The 22,903-nt window shown below is 42.7% G+C and carries 21 protein-coding genes; 7 read left to right on the forward strand and 14 right to left on the reverse strand.

Features of this window, described 5'->3' with window-relative positions; translation table 11 throughout:
• Positions 1–457 precede the first annotated feature (457 nt).
• The 4 genes from C4S61_RS19875 to C4S61_RS19890 all read right to left on the reverse strand — a co-directional run bounded on the left by C4S61_RS19875 (position 458) and on the right by C4S61_RS19890 (position 7,350).
• A complete protein-coding gene (locus C4S61_RS19875; protein ID WP_103926537.1) occupies positions 458–2,872 on the reverse strand; it encodes a zinc-dependent metalloprotease in 2,415 nt (804 codons plus the stop codon).
• A gap of 63 nt (positions 2,873–2,935) precedes the next feature.
• Positions 2,936–5,029 carry a ComEA family DNA-binding protein gene (locus C4S61_RS19880; RefSeq protein ID WP_103926538.1) on the reverse strand — a complete coding sequence of 698 codons (2,094 nt, stop codon included), beginning with the start codon at positions 5,027–5,029 and terminating at the stop codon, positions 2,936–2,938.
• Positions 5,029–5,847: a PorV/PorQ family protein gene (locus C4S61_RS19885; RefSeq protein ID WP_103926539.1), complete on the reverse strand. Its 819-nt coding sequence runs from the start codon at positions 5,845–5,847 to the stop codon at positions 5,029–5,031. The genes C4S61_RS19880 and C4S61_RS19885 overlap by 1 nt, the downstream gene beginning before the upstream one ends.
• A 69-nt stretch (positions 5,848–5,916) precedes the next feature.
• Positions 5,917–7,350, reverse strand: a complete 1,434-nt coding sequence (locus tag C4S61_RS19890) for a BamA/TamA family outer membrane protein (protein ID WP_235010127.1) — start codon at positions 7,348–7,350, stop codon at positions 5,917–5,919.
• Between the two features lie 61 nt (positions 7,351–7,411).
• Between C4S61_RS19890 and yidD the strand changes: the two genes are divergently transcribed.
• On the forward strand, positions 7,412–7,636 hold the full coding sequence (gene yidD / locus C4S61_RS19895) for a membrane protein insertion efficiency factor YidD (protein WP_103926540.1): 225 nt from the start codon (positions 7,412–7,414) through the stop codon (positions 7,634–7,636).
• On the opposite strand, the gene C4S61_RS19900 is transcribed toward yidD, so the two are convergent.
• The 5 genes from C4S61_RS19900 to C4S61_RS19920 are packed head-to-tail and all read right to left on the reverse strand — an operon-like array spanning position 7,633 to position 12,868.
• Positions 7,633–8,736, reverse strand: a complete 1,104-nt coding sequence (locus C4S61_RS19900) for a prolipoprotein diacylglyceryl transferase (protein WP_103926541.1) — start codon at positions 8,734–8,736, stop codon at positions 7,633–7,635. The two genes, yidD and C4S61_RS19900, sit on opposite strands and share 4 nt — an antisense overlap.
• 9 nt (positions 8,737–8,745) lie before the next feature.
• Positions 8,746–10,584: an NAD(+) synthase gene (nadE, locus tag C4S61_RS19905; protein WP_103926542.1), complete on the reverse strand. Its 1,839-nt coding sequence runs from the start codon at positions 10,582–10,584 to the stop codon at positions 8,746–8,748.
• 31 nt (positions 10,585–10,615) lie between these two features.
• Positions 10,616–11,356 (reverse strand): ribonuclease III, encoded by a 741-nt coding sequence (rnc, locus tag C4S61_RS19910; RefSeq protein ID WP_235010128.1) that lies wholly within the window; start codon positions 11,354–11,356, stop codon positions 10,616–10,618.
• A gap of 5 nt (positions 11,357–11,361) precedes the next feature.
• The gene (gene fabF / locus C4S61_RS19915) at positions 11,362–12,612 is read right to left on the reverse strand and encodes a beta-ketoacyl-ACP synthase II (RefSeq protein WP_103926543.1); all 1,251 of its coding nucleotides are present in this window, start codon (positions 12,610–12,612) and stop codon (positions 11,362–11,364) included.
• Positions 12,613–12,631: 19 nt separating this feature from the next.
• The gene (locus C4S61_RS19920) at positions 12,632–12,868 is read right to left on the reverse strand and encodes an acyl carrier protein (protein WP_026950184.1); all 237 of its coding nucleotides are present in this window, start codon (positions 12,866–12,868) and stop codon (positions 12,632–12,634) included.
• A gap of 153 nt (positions 12,869–13,021) precedes the next feature.
• On the opposite strand from C4S61_RS19920, the gene C4S61_RS19925 reads away from it, so the two are divergent.
• The 6 genes from C4S61_RS19925 to C4S61_RS19950 all read left to right on the forward strand — a co-directional run bounded on the left by C4S61_RS19925 (position 13,022) and on the right by C4S61_RS19950 (position 19,147).
• Complete coding sequence (locus tag C4S61_RS19925) at positions 13,022–13,450, forward strand: IPExxxVDY family protein (RefSeq protein WP_103926544.1); 429 nt, start codon at positions 13,022–13,024, stop codon at positions 13,448–13,450.
• Positions 13,451–13,457: 7 nt separating this feature from the next.
• Complete coding sequence (gene pyk, locus C4S61_RS19930; RefSeq protein WP_103926563.1) at positions 13,458–14,888, forward strand: pyruvate kinase; 1,431 nt, start codon at positions 13,458–13,460, stop codon at positions 14,886–14,888.
• A gap of 155 nt (positions 14,889–15,043) precedes the next feature.
• Positions 15,044–16,906, forward strand: coding sequence for a fasciclin domain-containing protein (locus tag C4S61_RS19935; protein WP_103926545.1), 1,863 nt, complete (start codon positions 15,044–15,046; stop codon positions 16,904–16,906).
• Between the two features lie 101 nt (positions 16,907–17,007).
• Positions 17,008–18,060 carry a sensor histidine kinase gene (locus tag C4S61_RS19940; protein WP_103926546.1) on the forward strand — a complete coding sequence of 351 codons (1,053 nt, stop codon included), beginning with the start codon at positions 17,008–17,010 and terminating at the stop codon, positions 18,058–18,060.
• A complete protein-coding gene (locus C4S61_RS19945; protein ID WP_103926547.1) occupies positions 18,005–18,781 on the forward strand; it encodes a LytR/AlgR family response regulator transcription factor in 777 nt (258 codons plus the stop codon). The genes C4S61_RS19940 and C4S61_RS19945 overlap by 56 nt, the downstream gene beginning before the upstream one ends.
• A gap of 3 nt (positions 18,782–18,784) precedes the next feature.
• A complete protein-coding gene (locus C4S61_RS19950; protein ID WP_103926548.1) occupies positions 18,785–19,147 on the forward strand; it encodes a hypothetical protein in 363 nt (120 codons plus the stop codon).
• A 1-nt stretch (position 19,148) separates the two neighbouring features.
• Here C4S61_RS19950 and C4S61_RS19955 read toward each other — a convergent pair whose 3' ends face one another.
• Genes C4S61_RS19955 through C4S61_RS19975 form a run of 5 tightly spaced genes read right to left on the reverse strand, consistent with a single transcriptional unit; the run spans position 19,149 to position 22,882 of the window.
• Positions 19,149–20,726 carry an NFACT RNA binding domain-containing protein gene (locus C4S61_RS19955; RefSeq protein ID WP_103926549.1) on the reverse strand — a complete coding sequence of 526 codons (1,578 nt, stop codon included), beginning with the start codon at positions 20,724–20,726 and terminating at the stop codon, positions 19,149–19,151.
• A complete protein-coding gene (locus C4S61_RS19960) occupies positions 20,726–21,490 on the reverse strand; it encodes an MBL fold metallo-hydrolase (RefSeq protein WP_103926550.1) in 765 nt (254 codons plus the stop codon). The genes C4S61_RS19955 and C4S61_RS19960 overlap by 1 nt, the downstream gene beginning before the upstream one ends.
• A complete protein-coding gene (locus tag C4S61_RS19965; RefSeq protein WP_103926551.1) occupies positions 21,487–21,765 on the reverse strand; it encodes a hypothetical protein in 279 nt (92 codons plus the stop codon). The genes C4S61_RS19960 and C4S61_RS19965 overlap by 4 nt, the downstream gene beginning before the upstream one ends.
• Positions 21,765–22,142 (reverse strand): response regulator, encoded by a 378-nt coding sequence (locus tag C4S61_RS19970; RefSeq protein WP_103926552.1) that lies wholly within the window; start codon positions 22,140–22,142, stop codon positions 21,765–21,767. Before C4S61_RS19970 ends, C4S61_RS19965 begins: the two co-directional genes overlap by 1 nt.
• Positions 22,139–22,882, reverse strand: a complete 744-nt coding sequence (locus C4S61_RS19975) for a response regulator (protein WP_103926553.1) — start codon at positions 22,880–22,882, stop codon at positions 22,139–22,141. Before C4S61_RS19975 ends, C4S61_RS19970 begins: the two co-directional genes overlap by 4 nt.
• Between the last annotated feature and the right edge of the window lie 21 nt (positions 22,883–22,903).

Below are 22,903 nucleotides of genomic sequence, written 5' to 3' on the forward strand. Positions count from 1 at the left end.
GTTCTTCTCTGGATAGGGGGTGCTTTTTGAAAAGAATAAAAAAAGCCATCCAAAATTAATCTGAAGCACTTTTTCTGTACTTTGTGGAATTAGTCCGACGACAGTAAAAAAAAATCCCAAAAAAGAATTTTTAAATCCTTATGGGGTCATTTAACACCTTAATATACTCATTAATATATAGTATCGAATTAAGTTACTATTGTAGAAAATATCAGGATAGGCGTTTAATTCAATAAACAATTTTCATACGCAAGTTGGGTTATATGTTAATTGATAAAACCAGCCAGGACTCCTGACTGGTTTTGTTTTTTTGACTTTTATAATTGAATCATTAGGATTTAATTATACTTTGATATTTTTCGTTTTTCTACCAAAATATATTTAAGGTCATTCCAATTCTTTATAAGATAGGAAACCTTTAAGCCAATCAATCCCATTCTGGAATCTGGCTCCCAATTTAAAATTCAAAATCACAACTCATCTCTTCCATTCCGATCGGCGCACCATCAGGTATGCTGAGCGCTTGCTGGGCTGTAAATTCCTCCGGTAAATCCAGGAAAGCCTCTATTTTATCCTCGAGATAGGCTCGATGCCCTTTTAGGATTCCATTTTCTCCTTCCAATTCCGCAATTTTTTCCAACTGCATTCTGGTGATGGCCCTGACAGTCTGGGAAGCATTTGGATTTTTGCTCAGAGCGACTAAATGATCTACAAGCTTTGCCTCTGTCATCAATTTGATTTCGTTTTTCAATCCACCCGGCATAGTTCCTGAGAAAATCTGAGCCGTGACTTGATCGAGCAAAGTCTCAAATCCTGGAAGCGATGGATCTTGAAGGTTTTGCAGATAAACTCGGTTAACCCGTCCACTTTCAAAGAGGAAGCTGAAGGTAGCATCTACGATGTTTTCCGCAGGTGCTATGGGATCAAAAGTCGGTCCTGTACGGGAAGGGAAAGTCTCACGATTTCGGCCATAGCCATAGGGTCTTGGTGGAATCAAAGCCAAAACATGCGCAGGGACTTCAAGTTGATTGGCTGAAATGGTAGCGAGCAATGCATTGATCGCTTCATCTTGATCCTTGGCAGGAATCCACTTTTGATTGGATTGGTTGTCACCTTTAATCTTGTACGTGTAGTCCAATCCACCGATGAGCTTGCTGGTTGCCTCCAACTGGTATCGATGCATCAGGTAAAGCGGAACGAACACTTCCTCCAAAATCGCCTGAGGCTCTCCCTCCCGAATGGCATTCAATCCAAAAGTTTTCATTCGATTTTCCCGAAGTTTCAGCATGCGCATGAGTTCTCCCGGTGCAGAAGCACCATTGTCCCATAGGTGGGAGCGGGGATGTGCGCCACTGGGATTTCTGGAGTCAGCGTCTGTAATAAATTCAAAACCTGCGGCATAAGTGTCTGTCAAGGTTTTTTCCAAAAACTCATCCTCGCTCTGTCCTGGAGCAGGTGTTCCGTAGCCATATTTGATTACCCATTTGTCCCATTCGCCGATTTTCAAGTCATAAGCCTGACTGAAATCCAATTCGCCATCCGCCCCTTGGGTAATTACAGGATGTGGATAATCCATGACGGATGCCCGATTGTTTGGGGAGGTAGCATAGCTATGGGTTATTCCAATCGTGTGACCGATCTCATGTGCTGAAAGTTGCTTCAATCGATCCAAAGCCAGCTGCTTCATTCGAGGATCGACAGGTTTTCCATCTTCAAAAGGCTGAAGTAAGCCTTGTGCGATCAGATAATCCTGTCTTACACGCAAAGAGCCCAAAGAAACGTGGCCTTTTAAAATTTCACCTGTACGGGGATCTCTCACACTGGATCCATAAGACCAGCCACGAGTGGAGCGATGAACCCATTGAATGACATTATATCTGACGTCCAACAAGTCCAATCCTTCCGGGGCCAGTTCTACGCGAAAGGCATTTTTGAATCCGGCAGCCTCAAAAGCCTGTGTCCACCAATTTCCACCTTCGATCAATGCTGAAGCTACAGGCTCAGGTGTACCCCTGTCGAGGTAATAGACAATGGGTTCCACCACTTCCGATACAGCAGCGTTTGGATCCTTTTTCACCAATCGGTGTCGGGAAATAAACCGTTTCACCAAGGGCTCATCAATGGGAGTGGTGTAGTCTTGATAGCTGATGAATATAAATCCGGCTCGGGGGTCAAACTTCCGCATGGTATATAAATCCGGAAGCTCAATAAAAGAATGCCTCATCCGAACGGTAACAGCCTCTGGAGTTGGGGTGACAGATCTCAGATAGCCTCCTGCGCCCGTTCCAGTTAGGGTAATGGTTGCTTCAACCTCGGTATTTTGGGGGAAATTTTTGGTCATAGGGAAATACAAACCAGAGCGGCTTGCATCCACCCGGTAGGTTCCCTGACGGGAACGGGTTAATGTCTCAGAAACCCCATGTGCATCCTGTAGGTAAAAGTTTGTCGCATCCACGATTAATTTTTCACCGTCTTTTTGTGTGATTTCAAACCCCCAAAGAACAGACTCTGCAAAAGCATCTTGGATAGACTTTGCCTCATAAGGATTGTCTGTGAAAGCACGGAAGCCGTAATTCTTATGAACCAACAGGACTTTGTTGCCTGTCCGGCGGAATTCTACCACCCGATCATCGCCAAGTTGGCCTCGATCCAGACCAATATCGTTGGATCCTACACCCGCAGAGAGGGCGTTGACATAGAGAAACTCTTTGTCCAGCGAAGAAATTTCGAGGTAAATTTTGCCCTTTTCCTCATCAAGATAAAAAGGCACAAATCCGTCTTTTTTGCTCATTTTGCTCAGATCCAGGTTTTGAGAAAAGCCTGAAAATGACAAAAGCATCAAAAAACTCAGTACGTAGCGTGTTTTTTTCATAAGTAATTAGCTTTGTCCGAAATTATTAAAAAGAGATTGGACTCCGGTACCATTAATGGAAAATCACCTCAGAAAATATCGAATCATCAAAGCTGTATCAGTCTGGTGGGGACCTGCGATGGCCTGCAGTCCGCTGCTGATCACTTCACGGTCGGTATAACTTGTTCGGGAAAAGCGGAAATATCCGGTAAGCTTTGGAGTAATTTGGTATTGTCCGAGCAGGTAATACCGCATTCCCTGACCTGAGAAGGCAGGAATTGAGAATGTCCATAGCACATTGTTTTCAAAGGCATACAGTCGGTTATCATACGTTTCTGAGTCGAAGAGTGCAACTCTGCCTGTCAGTCGCCATTTATTTTGTCCGTATTGTACATCCTGTAAGATCATCAAGCCATGTGTGATGTCATCTTCGATTTTCACCCGACTCATCAGTATTCTCGATCTTAGGAAGAAATCCTTAGTGAGGTGTGTTTCCAAGCTTAGCAGTCCATTTATTTTATTCACAGCCTTGACAAGGTATGGGAGAGCGGGCTCGCCGGAGTCAGGGATGTTTCGATCCTTTTGTTCTTCCCTGATTTGAATAAAAGCGATGAGATTTCGTGTGGGCTGATAGCTGATCCGTGCGAGCCATTCATAGCCTTTGGATGGGGCATACACCCTATAGCGGAGCCAAGGAAAACTGAAGTAATCATAGTACGCATTTATTTTCCAGTGTTTTTCTGGCCTGACTTGGATTCCCAAATAGACACCTTGCTCATTGATCGGGCGAGTATTTTCTGAAAATCCTGAGGAATAAAAGCTGTGAAAGTCTTTGTCGTATTTTCTCCAAAGCAGGGAAAAATCCACATGCTTGCTCAAGCTGCTTACGAATCCCAATACTGAACCCGAACCTCCGCTTTGAGATTTGGCAGATTCCCCAAAGAGAAAGAAATTTTTCCAGTTGTAATTGAAGTAGAGGCTGGAGACCAGGTTGCTTTGCCCGGCAAACTCAAAGCGATTGTAAATCTGTGGCGTTCGTATCCAGGGCCGATTGAATCGGGTAAAAAGTGAATTTGCCCCGATCTGAAATTTTCCCGAAGGATGGGAATACTGGGCATTTCCGCCCAAGTTTGTCTCCTGAAACTGGTTTTTGGTGGAAAGTTCACTGCCTGTGCGGTGCAATCCCGTCTGATTGAAAGAGCTGATGATTGACTGGAAAGACTCCAGACTGTCTGTTGAAACTGAGATTCGCCCATCTCTACCGGCATGTGATGCAATAAGTGAAGTCTGCCAATTTTTAAATTGCCGCGTGACTCCAAGCCCCCTAAAAAAACCAAATTCCAATGCAGCGGTATAGGGTAAAATTCCAATACTACTTCGGCGGACAGTTGGAACTGTCTCTGCGCCTTTTCCCAATGCATATCCTGCCCCAAAGATTAAGCCTTGTCCAAAAGAGGCCTGGAAATCCCCGATCGTAATGGTTTTCCACTTGCCTACATGATATCTGGTAAAGTGATATGAAAAGAAATTGAATCCATACCGCTTAGTCTTTCTGTCCCAAATAAATTGCTCTCCGGCGTCCTTTTCCAAGGTAACCCCCATGCTGAAATCCCGGGTATGCTGAATTCTAAATCGCAGATAGATTGTATTTGGATCACCTAAATAGCGGCTGGAAAGGGTGCCGTTTCTGCTGGTATCCGGTGGCGTAAACCCTCTTCGAGTCTGCCAGGTTCGCTGATGGCGAAAAAGGAGATAAGCTTGCTCTTCTTCTCTGACGCGATCCCAGAATTTATTGCTTTTCATACCCGATTCACCCAACGTGATGAATGGAATCAGATTTTCAATGGTCTGAAGGTCGAACTCCGGAACAGCCTGCAGTTCATAAAGGGAAAGAAATGAGCCAAATGAATTTCTATACGTGATCAAACTACTGACTTGAGCCGGATTGAGTAAATAGCTGGCCTGAAGGACTTCGGCGTCAGCCCGGTTAATATCGATTGGATTGAGGTAGAGTTGCAGCAGGACTTCGTAGATGGACTCATAGTCGATATCTTCTTCCTGAATCGGGAATAGTCGCTCGATGAAGTTTTCCAAATCGATAACTTGTTTTGGAGGACTTTGTCCAAATCCTAAGACTGGTAGAAGAAATAGGCTCAAAATGAAAAGTTTCTTTTTCATTATTTCCCCATTTTCAGGATCAGACTCAAATGATGTGTTCGGCCAAGAGCGGTATTCTGTCCATAGGCATAATCGAATCCAAACTGGTCCTTCCTCAGTCCCAACCCAAAACTTATTCGGGCGGGATTGCTACTGATTCCCGTTCGGAGAAAAATCCACTGATTAAGTTGGTATTCTATTCCAGCCCGTAAAATCGGATCAAGCTCAATGTCCTTTTCGATTTCTGCCAGAATTCTTACTGTTTCGCTCGGGAGATAGGAAACCCCCATTTGCACCGAGGTAGGAAGGCGCTGTTCGTTGTTTTGGCTGAGTTTTGCCCGATTTAGGTTAGTGAAGTTTGCACCTAGAAAAAATCTTGGCCCAAGTTCAGCGACTCCGCCGAGTGAAAACAGGAATGCATTGCCTGTCCCAAATCCCTCAATGGTAGTCTGAAACCAATCTATCTTTGCTCCCAAACTTACTATTCCCAGGGTGTTGGAAAATCCTACACCCAGTACCTGTTGATTGAAGAGCTTACCGCCGAATCTTGATACACCCAATCCGATCGTACCAAAGTCATTTTTCCAACCTATTCCCAAACCAACTGTGCTTAACTCGGGAATTCCAAATCGATGATCAAATCCGGCAGCAATCTGCGATTGTTCGATTCGGTTTAGTGCGCCAATATTGTTAAAATAAGTCCAGCCATCAGGCAAGAATACTTTGGTATTGCCCATGCTTTGACTACGGGCTCCATGAGCCTGAGTCAGGGGATCTGTTTGAGCTTTTGATTCAAAGTAAGCCCAAATCAAGAAGCATAAAAAAAAGAGTCGCTTCATTGCATTCGGGAAAAATGTAAACCGAATTTAATTAAAAAAACTAAACTTGAAAATTGAATTCCCTGAAAATCAGAAAGGTGCCCTGAAGTTAAAGAAAAGATTTCCAGTCCCTTGATTATTTAGTGAATATTCAAAGCGAAGCACTGAATCGTACACACCCACGATGTCCAAGCCAATCCCATACCCAACGAGGTATCTATTTGTCAAGCGGGCATTTTCAGGAAGGTTGTTTCGGTCGGTCACAGTTCCGTGGTCAAAATTTCCACTGAGGTAGAATTTGAAAGGAATGGTGCTGAACTGATCCAAGGGCATGTACCTGGAGATGTCGAAAGAAAGGTCAAGAAGTTTGTATCGAAGGCTGTTTTTATGGACATAAAGCTGCTGGCCTTCAATTACATTTAATTCATATCCTCTGATGAAGTTTGGTGAGTAGCCGATGCCTCTGACAAGTGTATAGGGTTGATTTCTGCTTAAAAACCAAACACCGGTCAGTCCTGAGGCGAAGTGAAATTTTTCACTTAGCTGAAGGTACTTGTTTGCGACAATGTTCAATTCGACTTCATTAATATCCTGGGTGTTGAAAATACCATATTTGGTAGCGGTAAACTGGAGCAATTCTCCTGTAGTGGCATAGGCAATGTTGTCCCTCCTGTCGTGTCTGAAGGAGTATTGAAGGAACAGGTACCTCAGATTATTGTCTTCACCTTGGATATAATTGGGATTTTCTCGCAAAACCTCCGGATTGATCCAGGTTCTGTTATATCCAAGTGTGGCAAAGTGAAAATTGTAAAATGTCCTCCTATAGGTATATCTTAACGCAGTAGCGAACACTTTCCTAAGGACATCTTCATTTTCATTGGTATAGAAAACCTGTTTGTTATCAGATGATCTGATGGGAAGGGTCCTCTGGTCTGCATAGGTCAGTTGAATGGCTAAACCCTGTTTTTGTTTTTTGTCGATGTAAGGCTTGGTATAGACCAGGTCCAGACCCTTGGTGAAACCCAGCTGGCCTGAGAACCGGAGCTTTTCATTTCTCCCTCCGACATTGTCGTGATTGATTTTTAGTCCGTAGTTTACTCGGGAAAAATCCCGTCCCTGATTGGTCCACCATTCTGAGAAATTCCGATCCGCAAGTTGAAAAATCACAGAAGGAACGACATACCAGCGCTCTTTGACCGAAATGAGGATCTCAATCTCTTCATCTCCTGTAAATAGTGGGGTGATTTCCACCTCTGTGAACAGTCTGAGATTATAGATCTTTTGCTGGTCAGCCTGCAGGATTTCCAGGAAATTTTCCCAGTCGTAATAGAAGTCGGTCGTAAAATCCAACTCCCGGAGAATGATGCTTTTTTGAGTTTTTATATTTCCGATGATAAAAATATTATTCACCTTCACCCGCTCCGGAATGGGAGGATTGACAGGTTCCAGTGTGGTATCCTGAGCTTGGATTTTTCCAAAGGTCAATAACACTAAGAAGACCGGGAGGTAAAGGATATTTCTCAAATCGGGAATCAAAAGAATCTAATTGTGTAATTTTCGGTTCACTTGAACAAACGGTGTTTCAATGCTTAAAACCTATCTAAGAAAGGTAGCCATATTTCCAGTATTGCTTTATCAATATACGATCTCTCCGTTGTTTCCTGCCAGTTGTAGATTTACACCTACCTGCAGCCAATACATGAAAGAAGCTATACTCAAGCACGGCGTAGTCAAAGGAGGGTTTTTGGGTTTTAAGCGAATCGGTCGTTGTCATCCTTGGGGTGGTCACGGTCACGATCCTGTTCCTTAACTCTTTTCGGATTGAATCCCGATTTTCAAAGCTCTTCCTACCAAGATTATTCCAATAATGACCAGTGGAATACTCAGCAATTGTCCCATGTTGAATTGCATCGATTGCTCAAAATCCACTTGAACCTCCTTGAGGAATTCCCATACAAACCGCATCCCAAATACGGTAATCAAGAAAAGCCCTAACAGCAACCCTTCCGGAAGTCTTGATTTGTATTTTGACCACAGCGCAAACAGGATCAGGAAAATCACAAAATAGGAGAGTGCTTCATAGATTTGAGTTGGATATTTTGTTCTACCAAAGGTCTTGACCGTCACCAGATAACCGTCGGACTGTTCCAGGAGATCAAAATTCAAAGGACTTTCAACAGGCTCCGCCAGATATTCTTGGGACGATCTAAACTGGGTCAAGGCATATTTAATGTCCTTTTCGAGGATAGAAGTGAGGTCTTCCTTGGAAAAATTACCTTTGTTGATTTTAATTTCAAAGTTCACCGGAACGATCCCGTTACCTTGGAGCTCATTGGATCGATCATCGGGTTTGTAAGCTTCAATGGTCTCAAAGGGAACTTTCAGCGTTTCCAAAAGTTCTTCTGCATCCCGCGCAAAAACAAATCCACTGTCTGTTCCGGTATCTTTTCCTCCGATTTCAGAATTCATCAAATTTCCAAAGCGTATCAAAGCACCTGTCAGTGCGGTGACGATTACGATACGATCCACGACCCAGAGGTAGCTTTGACCCGGAGTGCGTTTGGCATACAGCCAAAGTGCAAAGAGGATGGCGATGGCAGCACCATGACTGGCCAGTCCACCTTCCCAAACTTTCAGAATGTCGATGGGATTACTGAGGTATTTTTCAGGCTCGTAAAAAAGTACGTGGCCAAGTCTCGCTCCGATGATCGTGGCCAGCACCATGTATATGGTCAACTTATCTACCAGCGCTTCATTTTGGCCTTCTTTTCTGAAAAAATACACCATGATCTGTTGGGAAATAATAAAGCCCAAAGCAAATAATAAGCTGTACCATCTCAGTCTATCAAAACCTGAAAAAACGGCCTGATTGGGGTCCCATACTACATAACTCAGCAATGATTCAAGCATAATGTCGGATTAGATTTGGTCTAATTGGTCAAGTTCTTCGGTAAAACCTCCGGATAGAATAGGAAAGCGATACCATGTTTTAGGGTCAACGTTGAATTCGTCAAGATGAAATGAAGGTGCTAGTCGCTCTCTCTTCCATTGGTTTCTGGACCAAAGTCGGAAGAATTTTTTGATATAATCCTTCAAAAGGGCTTCTTCCAACTCAAGTTCATCTTTTAAAATCAGGAAAATATCGATAGGAGATCGCTTATCCCGGATCGCAAGACGCTCGATTTCTACGATAACGGAATAAGGCATAAGATCTTTCTCATCGGTTTGAGTCCGTTCCAGCGGCCTAAGTTCGGCTGTTGGGGTCAGGGAATTCACATACGAGAGCTCGGATCGGCCCAGATTTTTCTCTGCCCAGCGCAGCCATTGCAAGATGAAATGCTTGTCTACAGCAGCGATGGGGGATATGCTTCCGCTTGTGTCACCATCCATTGTGGCATAGCCTACATCGCCTTCGCTTCTGTTGGAAGTTGATAGCAACAGGGCATTGTTGATATTTGCCAGCATCCAGATAATCGGAGATCGGGATCTTGCCTGAATATTTTGAAGGGTGATGTCGTCTTGGTCCCAAGTAAGCTTGCGTCCGATCGCATTTTCAATTTTTCCGGTGTAGGAAGCTACTTCCTCATCTATTGACCAGGAATAGAACGTAGCACCTATTCGCTCAGCCAAATATTTTGCAGACTGAAAGGTGTCATCTGAAGAGTTTTTTGTGCCTTGATAGGCGGTGGTTAGGAGTAGTCCAACGAGCTCCTTTTCAGGATTTTCAGTTTGGGGAACAAAGTCCAAGTTGAGTTTTTCAACAAATGTACTTAACCCCAGTTCTGACAAACCTCTACGGACCATTTCGGCCACAAGAATAGCAATTGTAGATGAATCCGCTCCGCCGGAAAGTGAAAGTACAAACCCTTTGCTCTTGCTTTTCCGCAAATAATCAAAAAGGCCCAAAGCCGACGCCTGAACAAATTCCCATTCTTTGGGCTGTACGGCGGCTATTTCCTGAGTCTTTGCTTCCAAATCAAAAGTGATAACCTGGAAATCCGCAAAAGAAAGTAATTGGTTTCTAGCCAATAGTTCTCCTGATTTACCCAGTAAAATCTCTCCGTCAAAAATCATTCGTCCGGCTTCATTTCCCAGTAAATTGACGTAGCAATAATAGCAATTGAAGATTTTAGAGCTATACTCGATGAGTTCTTTCCGCTCCAATGTTTTGCCCATGGCAAAATGCGAGGCACTGGGATTGAAAATAAGGTCAACTTTGCGATCATGAAGTCGATATCCCGGGCGTACTTTACCTCTCCAGGCATCTTCACAAATTTCAAATCCGTAATGAATGCCACTGTGATTGAAAGTGAGATCTCCAAGAGGAACTTTCTTTCCTTCAAATTCAAAATCAATGACTTGATTTGCTTCCCATGGAGTAAACCAACGGAATTCATAGTGAACCCCATCTATGGCCATGAACTGTTTTGCCACGAATCCTTTTAATTTCCCGTTTTCGATGACCGCTACGGTGTTGTATACTTTATCCTGAATTCGGACCGGCAGTCCGACAGCTACGGTGATGTCAGTACAATACGGGATTAGCTTTCCAAGCTGAGACAGGGCTTTTTGAGGATACCAATAACTCAAAAAAAGGTCCTCAGAGCCGTATCCGGTTATCGAGAGCTCAGGGAAACAAACAATTTCTACTTTTCGGGATTTCGCCTCTTGGATTGCAAGAACGATTCTTTCCAGATTCCCTTTCCAGTCGAGTGGAGTCTGATTGAGGGTAGCACCTGCTATTTTGATTGCAGTCATAGGGGTAATTGAAGAAAACAAAAGTAAAGGTCTAAACGGCAATCTTTAGGATTTCACAGGCATTTTTGGAAGCTTCCTGTTCTGCTTTCTTTTTGGTGCTTCCTTTTCCCTGTGAGACAGACACTCCGTCTACATTCAGTTCAACAACAAATTCTTTGAAGCGTTGGTTACCGTTGATCTGCAAAACTTTAAACACTATTGTTTTAGACTCTTTTTGAGACCATTCGATGATTTTACTCTTGTAATTGGTTACCGTAGAGATCATTCCGTCCAAATCCATATGGACGAGAATTCGCTGAATGATAAGTCTTTGGGTGAAACGATATCCTCTATCTAAATAGACTGCACCTAAAAAAGCCTCAAGAATATCACCGAACAGGGATTTATTCCCTGTAAACTGACGTTTGCTGACTACTTGCTCAAGTGTGTTTTTCAGACCGATTTTTATCCCGATTTCATTCAAGGTTTCCCGATTGACGAGTTTGGATCGAGTCTCGGTAAGAAATCCCTCGTCACGATAGGGGAATTTCTTGAATAAATGCTCGGCAATTACTGCCCCCAAAACTGCATCACCCAAAAATTCCAAGCGTTCGTTGGAGATTCTGAAACCTTGGGAAGTCTCCTCACCGAGACTGGAAGGGGTGAGAGCGAGGCGATAGAGGGATAAATTTAAAGGCTTGCGTCCAATGATCATTTTGATCGAGGAGGCAAGCCTTTTGTCTTGTGAGCTAAAGAATAGAGTGTGGATTCCGAGTCTCTGGAAAATTTTCACTCTGATCAGTTGTATTTTTTGAAAATGACGGAGCAGTTGTGCCCCCCAAATCCAAAGGTATTGCTCAGCGCATAGTTGATTTCTCGCTTTTGCGCTTTATTGAAAGTCAAATTCAATCCGGGATCAAATGCTTCATCATCTGTGAAGTGATTGATCGTAGGAGGGACAATTCCATGGTTGATTGCGAAAATTGAAGCAATAGCCTCAACAGCTCCGGCAGCACCCAAGAGATGACCCGTCATTGATTTTGTACTACTGATGTTCAGTTTATATGCGTGCTCTCCAAATACTTTTTGGATAGCTTTTGTCTCACCAACATCTCCCAGTGGAGTGGAAGTACCATGAACATTGATGTAATCAATATCCTCCGGTTTAAGTCCGGCATCGTCCAGTGCAATTCGCATCACGCTGCTGGCGCCTAAGCCTTCCGGATGTGGAGCTGTAATGTGGTATGCATCAGCAGTCATACCACCACCAACAATTTCTGCATAGATTTTTGCTCCCCTTGCTTTTGCGTGCTCCAGTTCTTCAAGAATCAAGGCTCCAGCTCCTTCACCCAGGACAAATCCATCTCTGTCTTTGTCAAATGGTCGGGAGGCTGTGGTTGGAGAATCATTCCGCTGCGAAAGTGCTTTCATCGCGTTAAATCCACCTATTCCTGCCTCAGTGACCGCAGCCTCGGATCCACCGCTGATAAACAGATCAGCTTTGCCCAATCGAATGTAATTAAATGCATCAATGAGCGCATTGGTGGCAGAAGCACAGGCAGAAACGGTGACGAAGTTAGGTCCTCTGAACCCATATTTTATAGAAATGAAACCCGCAGAGATATCTGCGATCATTTTCGGAATAAAGAATGGATTGAATCTGGGAGTGCCATCACCTTTGGCAAAATCTGAAACTTCTTCCTGGAAGGTTCTAAGTCCTCCGATACCCGAACCCCAGATCACACCTGCTCTGGACAAATCGATAATTCCCAGATCGAGTCCGGAATCTAGGATCGCCTGATCAGCAGTAATCATGGCATATTGGGTGAAAGCGTCCATTTTTCTAGCCTCTTTGCGATCCATGAATTGATCGAGGTCTAGATTTTTGATTTCGCAGGCAAATTGAGTCTTGAAAAGTGAAGCGTCGAAGCGAGTGATAGGCGCAGCGCCACTCACACCATTAACCAATCCCTGCCAGAATTCTTCTGTGGTATTTCCGATGGGTGTGAGTGCGCCTAGACCCGTTACTACAACTCTTTTTAAATTCATAAAATGAATTTAGCGGTGCTTATTTTACGTTTGCCTCAAGGTAGGTAATTGCCTGACCTACAGTGCCGATTTGTTCGGCTTGGTCGTCAGGGATAGAGATATTGAATTCTTTTTCGAATTCCATGATCAATTCCACAGTATCCAGAGAGTCAGCCCCAAGATCGTTGGTAAAGCTTGCTTCCATAGTCACTTCAGACTCTTCTACGCCAAGTTTGTCAACAATGATGGCTTTTACTTTTTGTGCAATTTCAGACATTTTGTGATCAGTTTAGTTAATAACACTCCGCAAAGAAATATATTTAATACCTAATTGACAAAGAAAAGACATAAGTTAATTTTTTATGAAAAATGACCGTTCGTACTGGTCAATATTAATTTCTACCTTTGTTTTGATCACCATTCTTCCCTCATGAAGAAGTCCAAATTATTTGTTGAACCCATTTTTGATTTTGAGCTCCTAGGGCTGGTTTCGCCTGTCAAAGACTATAAAATGGCCTGGCTGATCAATCGGGAATTGAACCTTAATCTTGTCAAATCAGAGGATATTCAAATCGAATTTATGTCCTCCCCTCAGCTGGAAATATCCCAATATTTACTTTCTTTACCGCATGGTTTTATCCAACTTTTAAAAAATAAAGCACTCAATACTTCTCAACAATTGGCATATTTGATTCCGGAATTGAGAAATTTGGATTACTTCCTCTTGGTACAAGACCAAACTCAACAAACCAGTATTACTACCTTTGTGGATCACCTCTCCAAAAATCCTTACATCCAAAGTGTGGTGAGACTGGATATTTCTAAAATAAAATCAAAAGAAAATTTATTAACCTATTAAAAAAATGATGAGCCACCTTCCCTTTAAAAAAACAAAAATCCTGGCTACCATAGGCCCTGTTTCCAATAACTACGAAATGATAAAAAGCCTGGCAGCTGCCGGCGCGAATGTTTTTCGACTGAATTTTTCTCATGGAACTCATGAAATTCATCAGGAAGTGATAGAAATAATCAGGAGAATCAATAAGGAATTAAACTGTCACCTGGGAATTCTTCAAGACCTTCAAGGACCGAAAATCAGAATTGGCGAGGTTGAAAATGACGGAGTCGAAATCAAACCCGGAGATAAAATCACCATCACAAATGATCCCGTTATAGGTTCGGCCACATTGGTCAGTACGGTGTATCAAAATTTGCCGCAAGATGTGGTAGTTGGTGACAGAATCCTTATCGATGATGGCAATCTGGAAGTAGTTGTCAACAGTACTGATGGTAAAAATGTAAACACAACAGTCATCCACGGTGGGATTTTAAAATCCAGAAAAGGAATTAACCTTCCTAATACCAAAGTTTCTGCGCCATCTTTGACAGAAAAGGATATTGAAGATTTGCAGTTTGGATTAAGTCAGGATGTAGACTGGATTGCCTTGTCTTTCGTGAGATCGGCTGAGGATATCCTGGATCTCAGAAAACGAATCAAAGCTGCCGGTAAAGATTGTAAAATCGTGGCAAAAATTGAGAAGCCAGAAGCACTTGAGAACATAGATTCCATTATTGAAGCTACAGATGCAATTATGGTAGCCAGAGGTGATTTGGGAGTGGAAGTTCCTATGGAAATTGTCCCGCTTTGGCAGAAAAAAATGGTGGATAAATGCAAGGTTGCATGTAAGCCAGTCATTATTGCCACACAGATGATGGAGAGTATGATCCAAAATCCACGTCCAACCCGGGCAGAGACAAATGATGTGGCGAATGCGGTGCTAGACGGTGCTGATGCAGTGATGCTCTCGGCTGAAACTGCCTCCGGAAAATATCCGATCAACGCGGTGAAAGCAATGACCAGCATTATCAGCTACCTGGAAGAAAATGCGGATATCTACCACAACCTGTACAAAATACCGGAGGATGACCTCACTTTTCACAGCAATAACCTGATCCTTATGGCTTCCAGGCTTTCCAGAAATGTAAAAGCCAAAGCTATTGTGGGAATCACATCCTCAGGATTTACAGGACTTCGATTGGCTTCACATCGCCCTTCTGCAAATATTTTTGTCTTTACCCGAAATAGAAAACTTCTGACACAGTTGTCTCTTGTATGGGGAGTGAGGGCTTATTATTACGAAAGTAAAGTTTCTACGGATGCTACTTTCACGGATATTGAAAAAACACTCCATAAAGACGGCCACGTGAAGACAGGTGACGTGATCATCAATACTGCCAGCATGCCCTTGAAGGATAAAGGTAAAACCAACATGCTTAAAATCCACTTTGTGGAATAGTAGATTATTAGAATGGCTAAGATTTTAGAGTTCTGAGAAAAATCAATTCAAGGGATGAATCAAACGATTCATCCTTTTTTTTATACAATTGAGCGGTTGCCCAAAGGCTGTTTTGGCTCAGATTGGTTCTTACACCAAATAAACCAAAACAAACTATGATAAAACCATTCAAATACTTGCTCATGGGATCGCTGTTTTTTTCGATCCTGTCCTGTAGTGAGGATTATCAGGGACCGATCCCATTTCCTACACTTATTGAAGCTGCCAACGAGGCAGGATTGACTACGCTGGTTGCCGGTGTCCGTGCAATTCCAGGTCTGGAAGCTACGCTGCAAGATCAAGATGCAATTACTGTTTTTGCTCCTACCAATGATGCGTTTGCTAATGCACTTCAAGCTTTCGGGGCTACTGATCTGAATGAATTGGTTGTTAAACTAGGCGGTGCGGAAAATCTTCAGACCGTTTTGGGTTTTCACGTAGTACCGGCTGTAGCCTTTGCAAGAAATCTTAATGAAGAAAATATCTTCACAACACTCGCCGGACAGCAATTGAGAGTAAGATCTACCCCAGGTTCTGTTACGGTGATTGATGCGGCCGGAAATGTCGCAAACGTTATTCAGGCTGACGTTCAGATTGAAAATGGAGTAGTACATGTAATTGATCGTGTGTTGCTACCTTCGATCGAACTGCCTAAGCCAAACTTGGTAGAAGCTGCCACTGAGGTTGGTTTGACCACCTTACTTGCTGCTGTTACCGCTGTAGATGGCCTTCCATCAGCTTTACTTTCTGCTCCGGCTATTACTGTCTTCGCACCCACCAATGAAGCATTTGCTGCCGCATTGGAAGTTTTTGGAGCCGCAGACTTAAATGAATTGGTAATTAAAATTGGTGGAGCGGCTAACCTTGAAAAAGTTTTGGGCTTCCACGTAGTACCTGCTGTGGCATTTTCGGGAGATTTAGCTGCAACCAACACATTCACAACTTTGTCAGGTCAGGAGATTGTAGTTGAAAAATCAGGCAATGCGGTTTCAGTACGGGATCAATTGGGTCGAGTGGCTCAGGTAGTTGCCGCTGATGTGGAAATCGCCAATGGTGTAGTACATGTGATCAATGGGGTGATGCTTCCTGATCTGATGTTGCCAACTATTGTAGAAGCTGCTCAGGCTGCAGAACTAACAGTTCTCTTGGATGCTGTTACCGCTGCTGACTTGGGAGGTGCTTTGTTGAATGCAGATGCGATCACCGTTTTTGCTCCTAGCAATGAGGCTTTTGCTGCCGCGCTTGAAGCATTTGATGCAGCTAATCTAAATCAGCTAGTAGCTCGAATCGGTGGAATCGAAAATCTACAGACTGTACTTGGTTTCCATGTGGTACCTGCAGTAGCTTTCTCAACTGATCTTGCGGCTACCAATACCTTTACAACACTTGCAGGTCAGGAATTGACCGTTACGGCCGGTTCTTCCGGGGTTACTGTTACCGATGCTTTGGGAAATACCGCAAACGTGGTAACGGCAGATGTAGCGATTGAAAATGGTGTTGTCCATGTGATCGATGGTGTACTGTTGCCAGAACTTACACTGCCTAATGTGGTGGAGGCTGCTCAAGCTGCAAACTTGACCATACTGTTGGATGCAGTTACAGCTGCTGACTTGGGTGGAACCCTGCTTGGGCAGGAAGCGATGACTGTATTTGCACCAACCAATCAGGCATTTGCAGACCTTCTTGATAAATTTAGCCTTGGGTCTTTGACCGAGTTGATCAACACGCTTGGGGCTGAAGCTGTGACTAAAGTACTTGCATTCCATGTGGTGCCAGCAACTGCCTTCTCGTTTGATTTGGCTGAAGGAGTTCAGGAAGTACCTACTTTATCCGGTGAAATGTTGACTGTCACCAGGACAGGTGCGAATGTAACTGTTACAGATAAAGCCGGAAACACGTTCAATGTAGTTGCCGCCGATGTTGCAATCCAAAATGGTGTCGTTCACGTAATTGACGGTGTGCTTTTGCCGACGCTTTAATTTAAATGAGTAATTCAAAAAGGAGGAGCAGCGTTTACTGTTCCTCCTTTTTCCTTTGAAAAAGTAGGGCGAAGATTAAATTTGGAGAAAGGGAGCGAAATATGTTTAGTCATCGAAAAAGTCATTGGTTTGCCGCCATACTTGGGGTATACTCATTTTTCAATATTTATTTATTGGATGGAGATAGACTTTTCGCAGTAGCAGTAGAGCCATTCCCTCTGTTTTTCCTGATATTGATTTTGACTTTTTCGGTTTGGTACATCAACCGACTAGTCGAAAGGCTGACTTCAAAGAACACTCCAAAGATTCATCCGCTGATCCAACAGTTTGTGATCAGTGTCATAGCTGTTTTGATCTTGGCATTTATTTCTGCACAGATTTCCGGGCTGATCTTAGGTGGGCCTTTTGGTTTTTCATGGCAAAATTTTCTTCTTTCCGCTGCATTTACCTCCAGAATCAACCTGTTCTTAAATTGTGTCAATGCCATCTATTTCTTTAGTGAAAAACTGAAGGAAAAAGCGATAGAGGCTGAAAAATTAAAGACCTTGACAGCTGATGCAAAATTACAGTCGGTGAATTCACAATTGAATCCGCATTTTTTCTTCAATAATCTCAGCACACTTTCCGTGCTCATTCATCAAGACGCTAATGCTGCCGATCGGTATCTTCAGAAGCTGAGTGAGATCTACCGTTATATCCTGAGAAATAAAAGTAACGAGTTGATTCCTTTGGCAGAAGAGCTTGATTTTTTGAATAAATACATTGAATTATTGACGATCAGATTTGAAGAATCTTTAAAATTTTCAATTGATGTTAAAAATGCCGGTTTCCAAAAATTAATACCTCCAGCAGTACTTCAACTACTGGTAGAAAACGTAGTGAAGCACAATTACTTTACTCGAAAAGAACCCCTCGAAGTTTTCATTTCTTCAGACGAAGCCTACCTTCAAATTTATAATAAAAAACAGCCCAAAGAGGTAGTAGAATTCTCATCTGGCATAGGTCTTCAAAACATATCCGATAGATATAGGTTTTTAGACTGTGATATCCGAGTCGAAGATGAAGCGGATCATTTTATGGTTGAACTACCTCTAATCGATGATAAAACACTTACTTCTAGTCGAAGACGAACCGCTAGCACAAGCCCGCATTAGTGAAATCATCCGAAAGCATAGACCTGATTGGGTGATTGCTGACTCAGCTCAAAGTATTGTCGAATTGGACAAGGCCTTGGAAAATCAGGATCTTTTTGATCTTATTCTTTGTGATATTCATCTTGCTGATGGGCTAAGCTTCAAAGCCTTTCAACGTAAAAAAATCAAAGTTCCGGTCATTTTTATTACCGCCTACGACGCCTATGCCTTGCAGTCCTTTGACCATAATTGTATCGATTATGTCCTCAAGCCAATCCAAGAGGAACGTCTTATTCAGGCCTTCGAAAAAGTAGAAAATCTTGGTCAATTGCCTGCCGAACGTGCTATTTCTTCTGATTTTGTTGAAAATTTTCTCCGAAATTACAGCGAAAAGTCCTACAAAAAGCGATTTTTGACCAAGTCCGGAAGTAAGCTTTCTTTCACTCCTGTAGAGCAAATTGCATATTTTTATGCGGATAGGGGGATTACTTTTCTGGTAGAATCCGGATCTTCCAATAAATTCATCGTCGATCATAGTCTCAATGAACTGGAAAATGGTCTTTTGGATCCAAATAAGTTTTATAGAATCAACCGATCTTTCATTATTAATTTGGATAGTCTGATCGAGATGAAGCCTTTTAACAATGGTCGTCTCGCTTTATCTTTAAATGCTAAAAGTGACGAAGCAATCGTGGTGGCACGAGAGCGGGTCAACGAGTTCAAAACTTGGATCAATCAGTAGACCATGCATAAAACTGTTTTTTTTCTATTCCTTTTTTCAGCGCTCACTGCCTCTGATCTTTTTGCCCAGACCAAAGATCAAGCTTCGTATGATTCATTGAAACGAGCGATGGTCAGGCTGGATCAGGAGCTTTATGACGTGCAACTCAATCTTCACAAAGCTCAAAATCAACTTCAAACTGGAATTCTTGTTGCGACTCTCGGATATACGGTGACCATCATAGGAGGCCAGTTGCTGGGAACAAATCCAAATGTGGGAGAAACACTACTCTACGTAGGAGGCGCTACCGGAATCGTAGGTACTGCCATCCTTTTCAAAGGATTTAAAAAAATCAGTTTGGGTCCGCCTGTTCCTAGAAATCATTAGCCTACTTTTTTGCGGCTGTTTCCTCATCCGGACCAAATGGGGCAACCATGACTACTTTTTCACGATCGACCATGACTGATCCCGGTGCTGAGCCTTTTACTTTTCGGACAAATTTTGCTTCCGTGTAGATCACAGGGGCGAAGGATTCTGTTTTGAATTTGGAATAAAAAGCCGCCAATCCGGCTGCCCGTTCCAAGACGGAGGTTGGCAAGGTGGCCATTCCTTTCATACGGATGACTACATGTGATCCGGGTACCTGTCGGGCATGAAGCCATAGGTCATCCTTATGAATGTATCCTCTCAGCATCTCATCGTTGTCTTTGGCAGATTTACCAACCCATATTGTAAATCCTTCGTATTCAAAAACTTTGAAAGGTAATCCACTCGTTTCTTTTGTGATGGCTTTATCTTCTTTGTTTGTTTTTTGATAGGTTTTGAGGCCTTTGTGGCCGGTTATTTCCTCGATAGCGCTGATTTTTTGTTCCAGTTCGGATTTAAGGCTGATTTTGGAGGAGATGGTTTTCTCGATTTGATCCAGTTCGATCTGACGGTTTTTGGATTTCCGATAGTACGATTCTGCTAACGACTGGGGTTTTTGATTGGGTTTAAGCGTGACTTTTACTGTTTTTCCAGAATAAAAATCCAATAGTTCGGCTTCCATTTTCCCATCCTGAAATTCATGAAGATTGGCCATGATTACATCGGCTAGCTGACTGGGGGGCGCTGCGGCCTTTAATTCTTCCAGTTTCTGGGTTGATTTCTGAATGTAGGAATTCGTCTTTTTCAGCTGATCCTGATAACTCTTGAGCAGGGAGTTTTTTTCTTTTTCAAAATTTCCCTTAACCAATGCCAAGTAAAACAGCTCATTGGAAGCGGCGATTGGGTCAGAAAAAGTTTGAATGGCAGTAGGTTCCGGCAGGAGACTCAACTGAATGCCGTCTTTTTCTACCAAGGCGAAAAGTGGACTGTCCAAGGTGTCCAAAAGTTCCTGCATCAGGTTCCATTTTAAATCCATTGCCGCCTCGGGATAGCCTCGCTCTTTTAGCCAAGCTCTGGGAATACTGCCCAGAGTCGGCAGAAATTGAGATGCATTGCCATCTAATGCTTCAAATCGACTCCGACTCAGCTCAAAGGCTCTTTCCAGACTTCTCCAGTCCAATTCCTTATCCTCTTTGATTTCATTTCTGAAAATAAGGGAAGGATAGTGATTGTCTTTTTGGTACAAAAGCACATTACTTCTGTTGCCATGAAGCTTAAATACCAGCTTTTTTCCCGATTCCAAATCAAAATAAAAAGCACGTTCAAAGCTGAAAACTCCACAATACGTGATGGTATCCCCAATTAATTCCTGGAACAGGTTGACACTGTTTCGCTTGGCACGATGAAAATTTTCGGGAAAAGCCAAAAATACCTGTGGGGGAAGAAAGTGTGCACGGAGAAATCGAGTGCCTTGTTGATCTTCAGTTTCGAGAATCAATTCATCTTTACTTTGGGAAAAGCAAGCCAGAATCTTGGAGCCGGAAAGGACACCATGCAAAGCGGGAGCGAGGTACTTCAGGAAATGGTAATTGAGATGCATCAATCCAAAGTAAATTCCAAGCCATCGTAGGCCAAGGCAATACCCGTCGGTAATTCGGAATCAATCTGATCATGAAGCCCCAGGCGATGGGAAATATGAGTGAAATAGGTCTGTTTGGCACCTATTTTTTTTGCCATGTCTACCGCCTCATCAAGGGTAAAGTGCGAAATATGGGATTCCTTTTGAAGCGCATTCAATACTAAAATCTCTGTTCCTTCCAGGAGTTTTAGGGACTCATCGGGGATGAAATTTGCATCAGTGACATAGCTGAAGTCTCCGAATCGAAATCCAAGGACAGGTAATTTGTAATGAAGTACCGGGATGGGAATAATGGAAACTCCATTGACCTGAAAAGGATTTTCGGTAATCTCTATAGCGTCTACCTTCGGAATTCCAGGGTATTTATTTGCACTGAAGATATAGGAATATTCCCGTTGGATCTGATCCAACACCTGTCTTCGACCGAAGATCGGCATGTCCATCTGTTGGGAAAAATTGAACGGTCGAATATCGTCCAGTCCTCCGGTGTGATCTTTATGTTCGTGGGTGTAGAGGACAGCGTCTAGTTTTTTGATACCTGCACGTAGCATTTGCATTCTGAAATCCGTTCCGGTATCCACGACTAGTGATACATCATTGATCTCCAAATGAATGGAAGTACGGAATCTTTTGTCTCTGAAATCCAATGATTTACAGACATTACATTCACATCCTATCACAGGTACACCCTGTGAAGTTCCGGTTCCAAGAAAAGTTACTTTCAAAATTTTAGTGTGGTTTGTCGGAGGTCGCTAAGAAAATCCTGATTCGTCTTTTCCTTGAAATCCTCCGGGTTCAAATTCAGTTCGTTGATAATTTCGATCAACGCATTTATTTTTCCTTCGATCGGAAAATATTTATTAATAATGACAATTTTAGTCTCCTTGAGTACACAATAGCCGGATTTGAAATTTCCCTTTTCATACCTCAGGACATAGTTTGAGGCAGCAAATAGACTTTCCAATTTATCCAAAAAATGCTTGGTGTATTTGATGACCATCAGCTCAGGAATTTTTTGACCGTGGCCAATACTTTGTCGTAGTCGAGTGGCTTTTGGATGAAGTCGTTAAAACCCAGTTTTCTAAATTCCTCGGGGGTGTAATTTCGGATGTTTCCGCTGATCGCTATTACCGGAAGTTTGCTTTTGACCGGATCGGGCAGATTTCGAATGTGTTGCAAGCATTCCACTCCATCCATCACGGGCATGCTGATGTCCATCAGGATGAGGTCAAAGTCCTCTTTTTCCAACAATTCGAGTACTTGCTTTCCATTTCTCGCAGCTTTCATCTGGTAATTCTCAAAAGCCAGGACATTTTTGGTCAAATTGATAATGATGGAACTGTCTTCTCCGACAAGGATTTTTTTTGCGTCACTCATGGTTCAAAAATAGTTTCTTGTTTTAGAAAATCACGGAATAGGAAGATTTCATTTTTCAGGTTTTGTATTTCGGGATTAAATTGGGAGTAATCGGCCTTTCGACTAAATTCCTCCACTTTCATCGCCGAGCCATATATTCGCATCGCTCCCAAGGTTCCGGAGTTACCTTTTAGCGTGTGGATTTTTTCGATTAATTCCGAAGTATGTTCACTGGAACTGTCTATCAGGACAACTACCTCAGCACATTCTTCCAGAAAATCATCAAATACTTTCCCAATAACTGAATTTGAATTGTATTTGAGTAATTGATCGACGATTTTTTTGTCCAAAATATCTTCTGCTACTTCAATTACTGTAGTTGTCCTATTTGGGTCTTTTCCACCGGAGAGATGGCTTCGGACCAAATGAAGGAACTCTTTTGGGCGGATGGGTTTGGTGATGAAATCGTCAAACCCCTGTTGTAGAAAACTTGTCCTGTCAGATTCTTCTGCATAGGCGGTGACTGCTATAATGGGACATTTGGTATTTCTCTGACGGATTATTTTCATCGCCGTAATACCATCCATTTTCGGCATTTGGATATCCATGAGAATCAAATCAAAGTTTTGAGCTTCGGCTAAAGCGACGGCCTCAAGTCCATTTTTAGCGGATTCAAAGGAGAAAATCTGACCGATCAGATTTTCAAAAAGTTTCCGGTTCAGGTCGTTGTCGTCTACTATTAATACCTTTTTGCTTTTCATCTGTTTATAGGTGATTTTCAC

This window comes from Algoriphagus boritolerans DSM 17298 = JCM 18970 (assembly GCF_900108085.1).
GTDB classification, from domain to species: domain Bacteria; phylum Bacteroidota; class Bacteroidia; order Cytophagales; family Cyclobacteriaceae; genus Algoriphagus; species Algoriphagus boritolerans.